Here is a 15,142-nt window from a genome sequence, read left to right on the forward strand (position 1 = left end):
GCCTCTCGCCTAGGACGGCACGCGGCTCGCGACCGCCGCGTCCAGTCGGCTCACTTCGTCCTCCCCCAGGTGCAGTTCGGCGGCGCGGGCGGAGTCGAGGATCGTCTCGGGGCGGCGGGCGCCCGGTATGGGGATGAGGGCCGGGCTGGTGGACAACAGCCAGGACAGCGCGGTGCGTTGCGGGCTGGCGTCGTGGGCGCGGCCGATCTCGGTGAAGGCGGCGGTGAGTTCGTCGTCCTTCGTGCCGATGGTGCCCAACGGCCGCCAGGCCAGGAACGCCAGACCGAGTTCCTCCGCGCGGCGCAGTACCGCGCGGTGCTGTACGGCGCTGGGTGAGAACTCGTTCTGCACGGCGACGAGGGCGTCACCCAACAGCTCGTGTGCCTGGTCGAGTTCGGCGACGGTGACGTTGGAGACACCGACCGAGGTGACGGTCCCGTCGGCGACCAGCCGGAGCAGCGCCGTCAGTGAGTCGGCGATCGGCACCACCGGGTCGGGTGCGTGCAGGAAGAACAGCTCGATACGGTCCAGGCGGAGCCGGTCGCGGGACGCGGCGGCCGAGCGGACGAGGTGGTCGGGGCTGCTGTCGGTGAGCCACCGCCCGTCGCCCGGTCTGACCCGGCCCGCCTTCGTCACCACCGTGACTCCGGAGGCGTCGCCGTCCCAGCTCTCCAGCGCGTCGGCGATCAGCGTCTCGTTGTGCCCTACTTCGTCGGCACCTGTGTGGTAGGCGGAGGCGGAGTCGATGAGGGTCACTCCGGCGTCGAGCGCGGTGTGGATCGTCGCCGTGGCACGGGCGCGGTCCGGGCGCCCTTCGATGGACAGCAGCATGCCGCCAAGGCCGACCGGGAAGACCTTCGAACTCCCGCACGCGCGGGTCGGGTTGGTGAGGTGCGGTGGGTGGTGCATACGGCTCCCTGTCTCGTGTGATGGTGCTGCCGCGTGCGGCGCCGGGGCCCTGGCGGCGCCTAGCGGCGTACCGCGAGGCGGCCCCGTGAGAAGACGGCGGCGACCTCGGCCTCCGGGTCCGCCAGCCGCTCGACGTGGACAGCGGGGTTGTGGCGGGTCAGGACGATGTCGGCGCGGGCGCCGGGCGCGAGCACACCGAGTTCACCGGCCGCGCCGAGCAGCCGGGCGCCGGTGGTGGTGGCGCTGCGCAGCACCGCCCAGCCCGGCTGCACCCTGGCCCGCAGCGCGAACTCCCGCGACTGGTGGACGTGCATCGCGCCGAGCAGGTCGGTGCCGAAGGCGATCGGGGCGTCGGCGGCGTGGGCGTGGGCCAGCGCGGTGAGGCCGCTGTCCCGGACGGCCGCGACCTTGGCGGTGCTCGCGGGCGGGAGCCCGTGGAGCGGACCCTCCTGCGCCAGCACCGTGTACGTCACCAGCGTCGGCACGTAGTACGCGTCGTGCTCGGCGAACAGCCGGGCCTCGTCCGGGCCGATCAGATTGCCGTGCTCGATGGTGCGTACGCCCAGGCGCAGCGCGCGGGCCACCGCCTGCGGGGTGTAGGCGTGCCCGGCGCAGTAGACGCCCGTCCGCGCGGCCTCGTCGACCGCCGCGCGGATCTCGTCCTCGCTGTACTGCGGGGTGTCGATCCGGTCGGTGGGGCTGGAGATCCCGCCGGAGAGCATGAGTTTCACGAACGACGCCCCGGACCGTACGCCTTCGCGTACGGCGGTGCGCAGTGCGTCGGGTCCGTCGACGATCCGGCCGATGCCGGGCACGGCCGGATGGTCGTCGGCGTGGTAGCGGCCACGGGGGCGCAGGTCGCCGTGGCCCCCGGTCTGCGACAGCGCCTTGCCGCACACGTACAGCCGGGGTCCTGGCGCCAGCCCCTCGTCCAGGGCGTCGGCCAGCCCGGCGTCGGCGCCGCCCGCGTCCCGGACGGTGGTGAAGCCGCGTTCGAGCATCGCGCGCAGTTCCCGTAGCGCGTGGGCGGTGACGTAGCTGGGCGCCATCCCGGTGTCGGCCCACTCGTCGGCGGTCACCGAGGTGACGTGCACGTGGCAGTCGATGAAGCCGGGGACCGCGTACAGGTCGGTGCCGTCCACGTCGCCGGGCGCGAGTGGGTCGGGGGTGTCGGCCGTGACGGCGGTGATCCGGTCTCCTTCCAGGGTGATCCGCCGGTCCCTGAGGATCTGTTCGCTCTCGGGGTCCACCACGTGGACGTGTCTGATGTCCATGCCGGTACGCCGCTCCTCGTCTCCGCTACACCCGTCGCCCGCTGGCTCGCGCCCCTGCGCTCAGGCGCCGAACAGCTCGTCGACGGTGGTCGTGGTGCCGGCGTTGCCGACCATGAAGCCGTAGTCGCCCGGCGCGGTGCGGGAGTAGCCCTCGCGGCTGAGCACCAGGATGTTGGAGTCGTACGGCGCGACGAGCTGTTCCAGCGTCTCGAAGGTGTACGGGTCCACGACCTCGCCCAGCACCGTGCCGCCCTTGATGACCTCGCCGAGCCGGTCAGGGGTGAAGTGGGAGATCATCGTGCCGCCCTTGGTCGGGCGCAGCGTGACGAGTTCGGTCATCACCGTCTGCTGCTCGACGATCGCCTCGGGGGCGCCTTCCAGCATGCCGATGCCCTTGAGCATGTTGCGGCCCTGGCGTACGGCCTTGTCGAGGAAGGCGTCGGTGAGCTGCCCGCCGCCGCCCAGTTCGCAGACGGTCGAGGAGATGCCGTTCTTGATCGCCCAGGCGTTGGAGGTGCCCTCGTAGGGCTCGTGGTGGTAGAGCAGCGCGGCGCCGAAGGACGTGGCCATCTCCCGGCCGTCGTCCATGATGTAGGAGTACTCGACCGTGGAGTACAGGCCGCTGGAGTGGAAGTCCACGAAGTAGTCGGCCTGGAGCATGATCTCGGCGAGTACGGCGGCCAGTTGCTCGGTGACCGAGCCGTTGCGGTCGCCGGGGAAGATGCGGTTGAGGTTGAGGCCGTCCTGCGGGGTGAAGCGGGACATCGCCGCGTACGCGTACGGGTTGGCCACCGGTACGGCGACGATCGTGCCCGCCAGTTCCGCGGGGTCGACCGACGAGACGAACCTGCGGATCTCCTCGGGTCCCATGGCCTCGTCGCCGTGGACGCCGCCGAAGGCGACGAGGGTGGGCCCCGGCCGGGCGCCGGTCAGGCGGTGGACGGTGAGCGCGAGGTCGTGCCCGTTGTCCACGCGGGTGACGGGGACGGTCTCGACGGTGTGGCCGGGCTGCGCGGCCGGAGTACCGGTGGCTGTGGTGTCGCTCATCCGCTGTGTCTCCTTGCTGATACGGGTACTGATACGGGGATCGGTGCTCGGGTTCTTGTCGTCGCCGGGGCCGGGGACGGTGTCCCCGGCCCCGGCGGGGGTCACCGCATGTCGCCGATCGCGGACGCCTCCTGGCGCAGCGCGGGAACGGCTCCTTCGGCGAGGTCGAGGGTGAAGCGGGCGGCGGGTCCGCTGATGGAGAGTCCGGCGACCGCGACGCCGTCGGGGCCGACGACGGCGGCGGCCCGGCAGCGCAGGCCCACGCTGTAGGTCTCCTCGTCCACGGCGTAGCCGCGCCGCCTGGCCTCCTCCAGCTCCGGCTGCATCTTCTCCAGCGTGGCCTCGGGGTCCGCCACGTCGGCGCCGCGCAGCAGCGCGAGCTGCCGGGCCCGGGGCAGCCGGGACATGATGGCCTTGCCGAGCGCGGAGTTGTCGGGCGGTATGAACTCGCCGATGCGGTTCACCGCGCGCAGCGGCTGCTCGGACTCGGTGCGGGCGATGATGAACATGCTGTTCCCGACGATGCGTCCGGCGGTGGTGCTCTCGCCGGTGACGCCGGTGAGCAGCCGGGTGGCCTGCTGGAGGCGGTCGTTGCTGTAGAGGTGTTCGCTGACGGCCGCGGCCATGGCGGCGAGCCGTCGGCCGGGCACGAAGCGGTGCGAGGTGGTCTCGTTGAGGAAGCCCCAGGTGACGAGCTGGGCCGTCAGCCGGGACACGGTGGACAGCGGCGCGTCGGCCGCCGCCGCCAGTTCGGTGAGGGTCAGCGGTGCGCCCTCGGCGACCACGGACTGCTCCAGCAAGTTGAGGATGCGCCCCATGTAGCTGGGTGACTTGGTGTTCTCGCTGGGGGCCGGTACGGGGACTTCGGTGTCCTCTGCCATGGGTACGTGCGTCTCCTGTCGTCCCAAGTCGGTTGCTTTGGGCGGCTGTTCGGGCAGGTCGGTCACCATCCCGTGGCCCGTCCCGGGCGCCGCGGGTCGCAGTATCCGTGGCGGTGGCCGTCCGCGTCGACTTCCACCGCGTGGACGGATCCGAAGTGCCAGAAGTAGGGGGTGGTCAGTCGTACGTCGGCGCCGTAGCGGGTGGCGAGCGCGTCGAGCACGCGCGGGTCGACCCGTGCCTCGACGGTGAACGGCTGGTCGGTCTGGACGCCCTGGAAGCGCGGCGCGTCGATCGACTCGGCCAGGTCGAGGCCGTATCCGAGATGGTTGGCCAGGACGATCGCGGTGGCGCGCGCGGACAGGCCCGGTGACCCGAGGGCCAGGTGCGGGGTTCCGTCGCGGGCGACCATGGTGGGCGGGAAGGGCGACAGGACGCGCCGCCCATCGCCGTCGCCGGTGCCGGGGAAGCTGTTCCCGCTGTTGACGTGGACGCCGTCCACGACCAGGCCGGTGCCGAAGGTGGTGCCGTAGACGCTGTGGGTGAGCGACGCCATGTTGCCCGCGCCGTCCACCGCCACGACGTGGTCGGTGTTGTGGGTGTGCGGCGCGCCGGGCGGCCGTACCGTACCGCCGCTCGCCGGCGCCGGGTCGCGTCGGGTGTTGCCGCGGATCAGCGCGGCCAGCGACGCCGTGAAGTCGGGCGAGAGGAGTTCGTCCACCGGGATGTCGAAGGACAGCGGGTCCTTGACGAAGCGCTCGGTGAAGAATTCGGCGAACGCCATGGCGCGTCGCAGCACTTCGAGGGCTTCGGCGTCGCGGGTGTAGTGGCCCAGGGCGGGCAGGTCGAAGTGTTCCAGGATGCCGAGCACGAGGCCGATGAGGACGCCCGCGGACGACGGGGGCGGGGCGCCGACGATCTCGTGGTCCCGGTAGGCGCGCCGCACCGGGCGGCTCGCGCGGGCGGTGTAGTCGTCGAGGTCGCGGGCGGTCACGGTGCCGCCGGTCTCGCGGACCGCGGCCACGAAGCGCGACGCCCACGCGCCGCGGTAGACGTGGTCGGGGCCGTCGGCGGCGATCCGCCGCATCGTCTCGGCCAGCGCCGGGCGGACCAGCCGCTCCCCGACGGGCGGTACGTGGCCGTCGGGCAGGAATTCGGCGCGGCCCGAAGGGTGCGCCGCCAACCGGCCCGCGGCGGCCTCGAATGCCTCGCCGTACAGGAAGGAGTACATCGGGAAGCCGGCGGCGGCGACCTCGACGGCGGGTGCGAAGTAGTCGGCCCAGGGGACGCTGCCGTGGCGTTCCATGGCCAGGTGCATGCCCGCGACCGCGCCGGGGACCGCGACGCGGCGGCCGGAGGAGGCGCCCAGGGCGCCGTCCACCGTCACGTAGTGGTCCCAGGTGGCGGAGACCGGCGGGCTGTCGCGGGTGTGGTCGAGTTCGCCGTCGATGTAGTCGTAAGCGCGCCGGGCGGCGTCGTAGTAGAGCACGGACATGCCACCGGCCAGGGTGGTCATCTGCGGTTCGACCACGCCTTGCAGGGGGACGGCCGTGAGCACCGCGTCCATGGCGTTGCCGCCGCGCCGCAGGACGTCGAGCATCGCGTCGGCGACGGCCGGGTGCATGGCGGAGACCATGGCGGTGCCGCCGTGGGCGGAGTCCTTCCGCCCCTGTTCGAGTGCCCGGTCCACGACCGGCCGCTGGCCCGCCGTCATGCCGGTCCGCTCCCCTGGTCCGCCGGTGCGCCCGGACCCGGCTGCGGGAGCGGCGCCGGGCCGATGCCCATCGCGGAGGCCACCAGGCCGACCGGCGGGGAGCCGAAGGCCATCAGCTCACGGTGGAAGCGCGGCAGCGTGAAGCCGCTGCCCCACGCGGACTTCGCCTGGTCGCGCAGCCGCCGCATGAGGACCTTGCCCCAGGTGTAGCGGATGTAGGTCGGCTCCCACACACCGCGCAGCGCCTCGGCCCGCGCGGCCGGTCCCGCCAGGAACGCCTTGCGTTCGAAGAGGGCGATGGCGTCGTCGAGGGTGAGGGCGCCGGTGTGGATGCCGAGCGCGGCCTGGACGCGGACGACCCGCATCATGGCTTCCTGCGCCATGCCGAACTGGTAGAGGGGGCTGTCGTCCTGGTAGCCCTCCTCCCACATCATCTCCTCGGCGTAGTGCGCCCAGCCCTCGAAGAACAGCTCGGACCAGAGCGTCTTGCGGATCGGCCGGTCGACCTTGCCCATCATCAGGGCGTGGCTGCAGTGGCCGGGGCCGATCTCGTGGACGGCCATCACGGCCATCGCGGGCCGGTTGAACCGGGACAGCCAGGCGCGGTGGTCGTCGAGCGACCAGTGCGGCGACGGTCCGGTCACGTGGAAGAGCGAGTGGCCGCGCGTCTCCCACGGCGCGGTCCAGCTCACCCGGCCCGCGGCCCAACTCCGCGCGGGCGGGCTGGGTTCGATGACGCACGCCTCGTCGACGACGGGCACCAGTTCGCGCTCGCGCACGAAGCGCGCGGCCAGCGCGACCTGGGCCTGGGTGTCGGCGAGGATGCGCGGGAAGTCGCCGTGGTCGGCGCGCACCCGGGCGCTGAGCCGCCGGGTCCTGGCGGCCGGGTCGTCGGCGCCCGCGGGGTCGAGCCGGGCCGCGGCGTCGTCCAGGATGTCGCTCATCCGCGCGTACTCGCTGTCGGCCATGGCGGCCAGTTCGTCCAGGTCCACCGGGACGCGGTCCTCGCAGCCGAGGAGCGCGGTGAGGTCGGCCCTGCCGAGTCCCGCTGCCGGAGCGGCCTCGCGCGCCGCGCGTTCGAGGTGGGCGGTCAGCCGTTCCAGCGCGGCCAGGGCGCGTACGCCGTCCTCGCCGTCGTCGGCGCGGACCTCGGCGGCCATTCCGCGCGCCGCGGGCAGGAACATCCCCGCGACGGAGGACGACAGTTCGTCCAGTGCCTCGATCGCGTTGTCCACGGCGTCCGGCCAGAGCCGCAGGTGGCGGCGCCTGGCCCGCACGCGTACCGCGTCGTCGTCGTAGGGCCGGTCGTACGGCGACAGGTCCAGCGCCTCGATGTGGACCCAGGGGTCCCAGCGGTGCTGGCGGATACGGCCGAACCGGGTCCGCATCGCGTTCTCGGTGGCGGCGAGCTGTGCTTCGTCGTGCGCGTCGTCCAGCGCGGGACCGCCCAGCGCGGCCAGCGCCGAGGCCACCCCGGCAGGCGACAGGTCGACGATCGTGCCGTCGTACTCGTCGTGCAGTCCTGAGTATTCGCGCAGGTAGGCGGCGTCCAGGTCGCAGACGTGGCGCAGCCGTGGGAACAGCTCAGCCATCGGGGGTCTCCTTGGTGGTACGAAGGCGGGTGGTGTGCGGGTACGCGGACGCGGGTGCGGCGTGGCCCGATGCGGTGGTGGCGGTCGGTCACAGCTCCAGTCGTCGGCCGCGCTGGACGACCCGCAGGAGCAGGGCGCCGAGTCCGACGACGAGCACCGACAGCGCGGTCATGATCGTGGACAGGGCCGCGGGGGTCGGGTCCTGGTAGTTGTTGAGGTAGCCGTACATCCACACCGGCAGGGTCTGCTGGTCGGAGGTGAGCAGGAAGATCGACAGGTCGATCTCGTTGAAGCTGACGAGGAAGGCGAAGACGCCGCTGATGAGCAGGGCGGGCGCGATCTGCGGCAGCGTCGTGCGCAAGAAGGCGCGCAGCGGCGAGGCGCCGAGGTCGATCGCCGCGTAGTCCAGGGTGCGGTCGGCCCGGGTCAGGGCGGCGGACAGCAGCACGATCACGAACGGCACGGTCGCCACGGTGTGGGCCAGGACCACCGCCCACCTGCCGGAGGGCAGACCAGCCCGGGCGAGCAGCATGAACACGGCGAAGCCGAAGGCGATCTTGGGCACCACGACGGGTGAGAAGAGCGCCGACTGCACCACCCCGCTGCCCCGGAAGCGGTAGCGGACCAGGGCGACCGCGCCGGCGGAGCCGAGCAGGACGGCGAGCACCGCGACCAGCGCCCCGATCCACAGGCTGCCGACGAAGGCGTCCATGACGCCGTCCTGGTGGTAGAGGTTGGTGTACCAGCGGGTGGAGAAGCCGGGCGGCGGCCATACCCCGTAGGAGACCGACGACAGCGAGCTGATCACGACGATCGCGGCGGGCACGAGCTGGAAGGCGTACAGCACGGCCATCCATACGCCGAGTCCGCGGATGCCGCGGGGCGGCGAGGGGCTGATGGTGACTCCGCCCTGGTCGGCCTCGGCGAACCGGCGCTGGAGGAGGACGAACGCTCCGGTGGAGACCAGCGCGAGGATCAGCAGCACCAGGGCGCAGACGGAGGCGCCCGGATAGTCCGTGGTGCCGACCAGGGAGTAGATGCTGGTGGACAGGGTCGCGACCCGCCCGCCTCCCAGGAGGCTGGGGGCGGTGAAGCTGGAGATGGTCAGGGCGAAGGTGAGCTGGCATCCGGCGATCAGGCCCGGCGCGCTCAGCGGCAGGGTGATCGAGCGGAAGGTGCGCCAGCGGGAGGCGCCGAAGTCGTCGGCCGCGTCGGCGAGGGTGCCGTCGATCTGCCGGAAGGTGCTGCTGATCGGCAGGACCATCAGCGGCAGCAGGGTGTGCACGAGGGCGATGACGACGGCGCTGCGCTCGTAGAGCAGATGGACGGGGCCGATGCCGAACAGGCCGAGCGCGGAGTTGAGGAAACCCTCCTGGCCGAGCAGCAGTTGCCAGGCGTAAACGCTGGCGATGCCGGAGAAGACCAGCGAGGAGAAGACCACCGCGTATCCGGCGTTGCGCCAGCCGGTCCGCTTGGTGTGGTGCAGTGCCAGGGCGGTGAGGTAGCCGACGACCGCGGTGATCGCGGTGACCAGCAGACCGACGAGTACGGTCTGCCAGATCACCGACCAGTAGTAGGAGCTGGTGAGGACTTTCGTCCATGTGGCCAGGGTGTTGGTGGTGTTGACGCCACCGGGTTGGTACTTCTGCAGGGAGTACTCGACGAGCGACTCCATGGCGAAGGCGAACACCGCGAGCAGCAGCACGATGCTGGGCGCGAGCAGGAGCAGTGCGGTGCGCCGGTCGCGGCCCTTGCCGGTGAAGGCTTTGGGCTGCGCTCGGCGGGGTCCCGGCTTCTCCGGGGCCGGGCGCTCCGCCGTGGCCGTCGCCGCCCCGCTCACCGGGGCGGCTTCTCGTATGCCGCCTGGAGGGTTGTCCGCCATCGTGCAGGTCCTTCCGGTCGTGGGGTGGACGTCGTCGGGGCTGAGCCGTGAGAACCGGGCTGTCGGAACCGGTCCGTGAGGGCTGAGCCGTAAGAACTGGAGCCGTCGGAACTGAGTCGTACGAACGGGGCCGTCAGATCTTGGAGACGACTTCCTCGTTCCACCGCGCGGTCCAGGCGGCCATGTTCTTGCCGACGGTGTCCCAGTCGACGTCCACGAACTTCTGGTCGGCGCCGGCGGCGATGGCCGGGATGGCCTGGAGCTTCGGGGTCAGCTTGGAGGTGCTGGAGGCGGGGATCTCGACCGAGGTGTCCACCCAGCGCTGGTTCCACTTGGGCTGGAGCATCTCGTTGACGATGTCGTAGCAGACCTCGAGCTGGTCGTCGGAGGAACCGGAGTTGATGTTGACGCCGACCGGGTCGAAGAAGGCACCCTCGGTGGGGCGGCTGAAGCCCAGCGGCGCGCCCTGGGCGTGCCAGGCCGTCGAGGTGCCCAGGTAGTGCGAGGTCAACGGGGCCTCGCTGGTGGAGAGCACGTTGAGGAACTGTGGGTTGGCCGTCACGATCGTGCGGATGTTCTTGGCGTGCTCGATCCACAGCTTGAAGCCGGGGTCCATGTTGTCCCAGCCGCCGCCGTTGAGCTTGGCGGCCATGCCGATGGCCCACCAGGGGATGGTGAAGAAACAGAGCTTTCCGCGCTGGTCGGGCGACCACAGGTCGGTCCAGGACGCGAAGCCCTTGGGGTAGGTCTTGGTGTTGTAGACCAGCCCCATCTGGTCGGCGCCGAACACCACACCACAGTGGTCGCGCTCGACGAACTGGGCGTGCAGTTGCGAGGTGTTGGGGATCTTGCTGTAGTCCAGCTTGAGGTACATACCGGTGGCCTTGCCGGTGGCCGTCGCGCCGCCGTTGGAGAAGACCAGGTTGTTCAGCGGCTTGTGCGGGTTCGCCTGGTAGGCGGCGGTCTGCTTGGCGAGGTTGAGCGTGTCGTCGATCTTGATCTGCACGTTGGGGTGCTTGTCCTGGTACTCCTTGGCGAACTCCCTGGGCATGAGGCCGAGATCGGCGCCCGCGAAGGGGGTCATGGTGATGGTGAGCTTCTTGCCCGCTCCCTTGCCCGCGCCCGAACTCGCCGACGTGCCGGGCTGCTTGTTCGAGGCGCAGGCGGCCAGGAACAGTCCGGCCGCCACCGCGCCGCCGCCGGTCAGCAGCGAGCGCCGCGACACCGGGGTACGGCCGGTGCCTTCCCCTGCGGGCGACGCGGCTCCGGCCGCCGCCGCCTTGTCCCCGTTCGATCTGCCCGTGTTGCTGTGCATGGTCTCTCCCTGGGTGGTCACAGCACTTCTGGTGGTGGGCCCGCGCTCGGCCGGGACTGTCGCGCGGACGGGCCCGGTGGCCCGTCGCGCGGACGAGTCCTAGGAGTCGGCGCCGAGCATGACGGCGGCGTCGGACGGCCAGCCGATCTCGACCTCGTCCCCCGTGGCGATCCCCCGTGCGTCCTTGGCAGGGAGTTGTACGACCAGTTCCTGCCTGGAGTCGGCCACGGCCACCTGGAAGCGGATGCTGGCTCCCTGGAAGGTCAGGTCCGTGACGCGGGCGGTGAAGCGGTTGTCGAAGTCGCTGGTCAGCCGGGGCCGCATGGCGATGGCCTCGGGCCGGACCGACAGCGCCGTGCCGGGCCCCGGCGTGCGGCAGGTGAAGCCGTCCGCGCGCAGCACCCGGTCGGCGACGGCGCCGCGGATGATGTTGGTGTCGCCGAGGAACGTGGCGACGAATTCGGTGGCGGGGCGGTCGTAGAGCTCGTCGGGCCGCCCGACCTGCTCCACACGGCCCTGGTTCATCAGGGCGATCCGGTCGGAGATGGTGAACGCCTCGGTCTGGTCGTGGGTGACGAAGACGAAGGTGGTCCCTGACTCCTGCTGGATCTGCTTCAGGGCGCGCTGCATCTGCACCCGCAGCCGCAGGTCCAGCGCGCCCAGGGGTTCGTCGAGCAGCAGTACGGCGGGCTTGTTGGCCAGGGCGCGGGCGATCGCCACCCGCTGCTGCTGGCCGCCGGACAACTGGGCGGGCTTGCGGTTGGCGTAACCCGCGAGGTCGACCAGGTCCAGCATGTCGGTGACGGTCGACCGGATCTCCGCCCGTGACTGGCGGCGTATCTTCGGACCGAAAGCGATGTTTTCGGCCACGGTGAGGTGCGGGAAGAGCGCCAGTCTCTGGAAGATCAGGTTGGTCGGCCGCTTGTTGGGCGGCACTCCGGTCATGTCCTTGCCCGCGATGGCGACGGTGCCTTCCGTGGGCTGTTCGAGACCGGCGAGTATCCGCAGCGTGGTGGACTTGCCGCATCCCGACGGTCCCAGGAGCGAGAAGAACTCGCCTCGCCTGACACCGAGGTTCATGCTGGTCACCGCGGTCTCGCCGCCGGGGTAGGTCTTGCTGACATTGGTCAATCGGGCGTCGAGGGCCGACGGATCGTCCGGGTTCACAGCGTTCACCTGAACTTCCATTCATTGGAACTTGGCTTCCACTGGGGTGAGCAGGACGCTAAGTGAGCGACAAGGGTGCGGTCAACGGTCGATCACCAAGTTCTTGAATCGGCGACGACGCACAGGGCACCGTTCAAGCCATCCGACCGGGCTCGCGAGCGGGTCGGGAAATCGTCGTCCGGGCGCTCAACGCCCGCCCGCCACCTGCGAGTTGACTCCCCCGGGTCGCACGGGGCCGAGCCCGCGCGGAGCGCCGCCGGGCGGGGGGAAAATTTCGTCCGATCCGCCCGGTAAAACCTGTGTTACGCGGACGGAAGGGACGTCAGCGCGCCGCCCAGAGCCCCCGGACATGCCCGATGTGCCGGTGCATCATCAGCTCGGCGCCCACCGCGTCGCCGTACTCCACGAAGTCCGTGAGCTGGTGGTGCTCCATCGCCGACTCGACGAGGCTGCCGTCGGCGAGCAGCGGCGCGAGGCCCAGCAGCCGGGTCCGCGCGCGCAGACCCGCGACGACGTTCACCAGGTGCCGGTTGCCGGTGTAGCCCAGCAGCGTGAGGTGGAAGATCCGGTCGGCCTCGACGTATCCGACCAGGTCACCGGCGCGCGCGGCGACGACGATGTGCTCGGCGAGCGTACGCAGCAGGGGCAGGTCGGCGGCGGGGACCAGCGGGACGACGGCGCGTACGGCGGGCGGTTCGATCAGCAGGCGGACGGCGGTGATCTGGTCCAGGTCCTGGTCGGAGACCTCGGTGATCCGGAAGCCCTTGTTGGGCTGGGCCACCGCGAGCCCTTCCTTGACCAGGTCGAGCATGGCCTCCCGCACCGGGGTGGAGGACACGCCGAAGCGCGCCGCCAGGCTGGGAGCGGAGTAGACCGCGCCCGGGATCAGGTCCCCGGAGACCACGGCGGCGCGCAGCTCGTTGCGCACCCGGTCCCGCTGCGTCTCCCGGCCGTCGGCGCTCTGCCCACCGCTCACGTGCCCCGCCCTTCGGCTCTCCCGCGCCCCCGCCGCTCGGCCGGCGCATCGCCTGTCCGGGGTCAGGATGACAGCCGGGCGGGGTACGGCGGCGACAGGGCGGAGGGTCAATGAGGTTTCATTGTGCGGCGCAATGATATCCACGGACGCGCGAGCCGGGAACGAAAGGGGCAAAGGCGCACGTCCCCGCGCTGTTCACTCGAAGATCCGTCGGGGTCTGGCGTCAGTGCCATTGCACAGCTACTGTGACAGCGCAGCGCCCACGGTCCCGGCGGCCGGTCCGTAGCCCGTTGCGCACCACCGATCCGGGCTCCCGTCGCGGCGCCCCCGTCAGCGTCCAGGCGCCCAACGCGCGGCCCGCGAGCCCTCGTTCGCCCGCCCGGCCCCCGTCGTCCTCGCACCGCCGAGGCGGCGCGTCCGCCCTTCCCGTGAGGAGAACCGCATGCCCGACACCCAGGCGCAGCCCTGGCACGGGGTCTACGTCGCCACCGCGCTCCCGTTCCGCCCCGACGGTTCGGTCGACCTCGACGCGTACGGCGAGCACGTCCGGTTCCTGGCCGACGGCGGCTGCCACGGCGTGTGCCCCAACGGTTCGCTCGGCGAGTACCAGACCCTCAGTATCGACGAGCGCACCCGCGTGATGCGGACCGCGATCGAGGCGGCCCCCGAGGGCTTCGGGGTGATGCCCGGCGTGGCCGCGTACGGGTCGCGCGAGGTCTGCGAGTGGATCGAGCGGGCGGCGGAGGCCGGCGCCGCCTCCGTCCTGCTGCTGCCGCCCAACTCCTACCGGGCCTCGCGCTCCGACGTCGTCGCCCACTACCGCGAGGCCGCGCGGGTCGGGCTGCCCGTGGTCGCGTACAACAACCCCATCGACACCAAGGTCGACCTCACCCCCGGCCTGCTCGCCGAACTGCACGCCGAGAATCTGATCGTGGCGGTCAAGGAGTTCAGCGGCGATCCGCGCCGCGCCTATCTGCTGGCCGAGTCGGCGCCGGGCCTGGACCTGATCGTCGGCGCCGACGACATGGTGCTGGAGCTGGGGCTCGCGGGCGCGGTCGGCTGGATCGCGGGCTACACCAACGCCTTCCCGGCCACCACCGTCGAGATGTTCCGCCTGATCACGTCGGACGACCCCGCCGACGTACCGGCCGGAATCGCCCTCTACCGCTCGCTGCACGCGCTGCTGCGCTGGGACTCCAAGACGGAATTCGTCCAGGCCATCAAGCTGTCCATGGATGTGGCCGGACGGTACGGCGGCCCCTGCCGTCCGCCGCGCGGCCCGCTGCCCGACGACGTCGCCGCGCGGATCACCGAGCTGACGAAGGCCGCGGTCGCGGAGGGCTGCCGATGAGGGCGCGGCGCGTCTTCCACGCCGTCGACTCCCACACCGAGGGCATGCCGACCCGTGTGATCACCGGCGGCGTGGGCGTCCTGCCGGGCGGCACCATGGCCGAGCGGCGTACGTGGTTCATGGCCAACAAGGACGATCTGCGCACCCTGCTGATGTACGAGCCGCGCGGGCACGCCGCGATGAGCGGTGCGATCCTCCAGCCCCCGACCCGGCCCGACGCCGACTGGGGCGTGCTGTTCATCGAGGTGTCCGGGGTGCTGCCCATGTGCGGCCACGGCACCATCGGGGTGGCGACCGTGCTGGTCGAGACCGGCATGGTGGAGGTCCGCGAGCCGGTCACCGTGATCCGGCTGGACACCCCGGCGGGGCTGGTCACCGTGGAGGTGGCGGTCGAGGACGGCGCCGCCCGGTCGGTGACGCTGCGCAATGTCGCCTCCTACGCGCACGCGCTGGACCGGACCGTCACCGTGCCCGGCCTCGGCGAGGTGGGCTACGATCTCGCCTTCGGCGGCAACTTCTACGCCGTCGTCGACCTGGAGCGGATCGGCCTGCCCTTCGACCGGCGCGAGGGCGGACGGCTGCTGGAGGCGGGCCTGGCCGTCATGGCGGCGATCAACGAGGCCGACGAGCCGGTCCATCCGGAGCGCCCTGACATCCGCGGCTGCCACCACGTCTATCTCACCGCGCCCGGCTCCACCGCCCGCCACTCCCGGCACGCCATGGCCATCCACCCCGGCTGGTTCGACCGCTCCCCGTGCGGTACGGGGACCAGCGCGCGGATGGCGCAGTTGCACGCCCGCGGGGAGCTCGCGCTGGACACCGACTTCGTGAACGAGTCGTTCATCGGCACCCGCTTCGTCGGCCGTCTGGTGGCGGAGACCGAGGTCGGCGGCGTCCCCGCGGTGGTACCGACCGTCACCGGGCGGGCATGGATCACCGGTACCGCCCAGTACATGCTCGACCCCGACGACCCCTTTCCCGCGGGATTCCTCCTGTAGTGCCCTGCCGGTGGACCCCACGCCCGCACCCGCCGGTG

General features: G+C 71.6%; 12 protein-coding genes. 2 read left to right on the forward strand and 10 right to left on the reverse strand.

From position 1 onward, the window contains the following. Positions 1-9: 9 nt before the first annotated feature. The 10 genes from ACIP4Z_RS27120 to ACIP4Z_RS27165 form a co-directional block, all read right to left on the reverse strand. Positions 10-909, reverse strand: a complete 900-nt coding sequence (locus ACIP4Z_RS27120) for an aldo/keto reductase (protein ID WP_355348439.1) — start codon at positions 907-909, stop codon at positions 10-12. A gap of 59 nt (positions 910-968) precedes the next feature. Further along, entirely contained in the window at positions 969-2,183 is a 1,215-nt protein-coding gene (locus tag ACIP4Z_RS27125) for an amidohydrolase family protein (RefSeq protein WP_401312398.1), read from the reverse strand. A gap of 60 nt (positions 2,184-2,243) precedes the next feature. Then, positions 2,244-3,230 (reverse strand): M14 family metallopeptidase, encoded by a 987-nt coding sequence (locus ACIP4Z_RS27130; RefSeq protein ID WP_355348433.1) that lies wholly within the window; start codon positions 3,228-3,230, stop codon positions 2,244-2,246. 101 nt (positions 3,231-3,331) lie between these two features. Then, entirely contained in the window at positions 3,332-4,111 is a 780-nt protein-coding gene (locus tag ACIP4Z_RS27135; protein WP_355348430.1) for an IclR family transcriptional regulator, read from the reverse strand. Positions 4,112-4,173: 62 nt separating this feature from the next. Continuing rightward, positions 4,174-5,823 carry a gamma-glutamyltransferase family protein gene (locus ACIP4Z_RS27140; RefSeq protein WP_401312402.1) on the reverse strand — a complete coding sequence of 550 codons (1,650 nt, stop codon included), beginning with the start codon at positions 5,821-5,823 and terminating at the stop codon, positions 4,174-4,176. Continuing rightward, positions 5,820-7,415 carry a DUF885 family protein gene (locus tag ACIP4Z_RS27145; RefSeq protein ID WP_401312405.1) on the reverse strand — a complete coding sequence of 532 codons (1,596 nt, stop codon included), beginning with the start codon at positions 7,413-7,415 and terminating at the stop codon, positions 5,820-5,822. The genes ACIP4Z_RS27140 and ACIP4Z_RS27145 overlap by 4 nt, the downstream gene beginning before the upstream one ends. Positions 7,416-7,503: 88 nt before the next feature. After that, a complete protein-coding gene (locus tag ACIP4Z_RS27150) occupies positions 7,504-9,297 on the reverse strand; it encodes an iron ABC transporter permease (protein ID WP_355348421.1) in 1,794 nt (597 codons plus the stop codon). Between the two features lie 133 nt (positions 9,298-9,430). After that, positions 9,431-10,612 carry a substrate-binding domain-containing protein gene (locus ACIP4Z_RS27155; RefSeq protein WP_355348418.1) on the reverse strand — a complete coding sequence of 394 codons (1,182 nt, stop codon included), beginning with the start codon at positions 10,610-10,612 and terminating at the stop codon, positions 9,431-9,433. A gap of 99 nt (positions 10,613-10,711) precedes the next feature. Then, entirely contained in the window at positions 10,712-11,788 is a 1,077-nt protein-coding gene (locus tag ACIP4Z_RS27160; RefSeq protein WP_355348415.1) for an ABC transporter ATP-binding protein, read from the reverse strand. Positions 11,789-12,101: 313 nt separating this feature from the next. Continuing rightward, a complete protein-coding gene (locus ACIP4Z_RS27165; RefSeq protein ID WP_401312410.1) occupies positions 12,102-12,755 on the reverse strand; it encodes a GntR family transcriptional regulator in 654 nt (217 codons plus the stop codon). A 442-nt stretch (positions 12,756-13,197) separates the two neighbouring features. Here ACIP4Z_RS27165 and ACIP4Z_RS27170 point away from each other — a divergent pair, with 442 nt between their 5' ends. Further along, on the forward strand, positions 13,198-14,106 hold the full coding sequence (locus tag ACIP4Z_RS27170) for a dihydrodipicolinate synthase family protein (RefSeq protein WP_401312413.1): 909 nt from the start codon (positions 13,198-13,200) through the stop codon (positions 14,104-14,106). Continuing rightward, the gene (locus ACIP4Z_RS27175; protein ID WP_401312416.1) at positions 14,103-15,104 is read left to right on the forward strand and encodes a proline racemase family protein; all 1,002 of its coding nucleotides are present in this window, start codon (positions 14,103-14,105) and stop codon (positions 15,102-15,104) included. The genes ACIP4Z_RS27170 and ACIP4Z_RS27175 overlap by 4 nt, the downstream gene beginning before the upstream one ends. The last annotated feature ends 38 nt before the right edge of the window (positions 15,105-15,142 follow it).

The organism is Streptomyces sp. NPDC088910 (genome assembly GCF_044749865.1).
In the GTDB taxonomy this organism is placed as follows: Bacteria; Actinomycetota; Actinomycetes; order Streptomycetales; family Streptomycetaceae; genus Actinacidiphila.

What these genes read in the sequence shown, in the direction of transcription:
- ACIP4Z_RS27120 (WP_355348439.1), bottom strand. Translation starts at nt 909, where the DNA reads ATGCACCACCCACCGCACCTCACCAACCCGACCCGCGCGTGCGGGAGT.
- ACIP4Z_RS27125 (WP_401312398.1), bottom strand. Translation starts at nt 2,183, where the DNA reads ATGGACATCAGACACGTCCACGTGGTGGACCCCGAGAGCGAACAGATC.
- ACIP4Z_RS27130 (WP_355348433.1), bottom strand. Translation starts at nt 3,230, where the DNA reads ATGAGCGACACCACAGCCACCGGTACTCCGGCCGCGCAGCCCGGCCAC.
- ACIP4Z_RS27135 (WP_355348430.1), bottom strand. Translation starts at nt 4,111, where the DNA reads ATGGCAGAGGACACCGAAGTCCCCGTACCGGCCCCCAGCGAGAACACC.
- ACIP4Z_RS27140 (WP_401312402.1), bottom strand. Translation starts at nt 5,823, where the DNA reads ATGACGGCGGGCCAGCGGCCGGTCGTGGACCGGGCACTCGAACAGGGG.
- ACIP4Z_RS27145 (WP_401312405.1), bottom strand. Translation starts at nt 7,415, where the DNA reads ATGGCTGAGCTGTTCCCACGGCTGCGCCACGTCTGCGACCTGGACGCC.
- ACIP4Z_RS27150 (WP_355348421.1), bottom strand. Translation starts at nt 9,297, where the DNA reads ATGGCGGACAACCCTCCAGGCGGCATACGAGAAGCCGCCCCGGTGAGC.
- ACIP4Z_RS27155 (WP_355348418.1), bottom strand. Translation starts at nt 10,612, where the DNA reads ATGCACAGCAACACGGGCAGATCGAACGGGGACAAGGCGGCGGCGGCC.
- ACIP4Z_RS27170 (WP_401312413.1), top strand. Translation starts at nt 13,198, where the DNA reads ATGCCCGACACCCAGGCGCAGCCCTGGCACGGGGTCTACGTCGCCACC.
- ACIP4Z_RS27175 (WP_401312416.1), top strand. Translation starts at nt 14,103, where the DNA reads ATGAGGGCGCGGCGCGTCTTCCACGCCGTCGACTCCCACACCGAGGGC.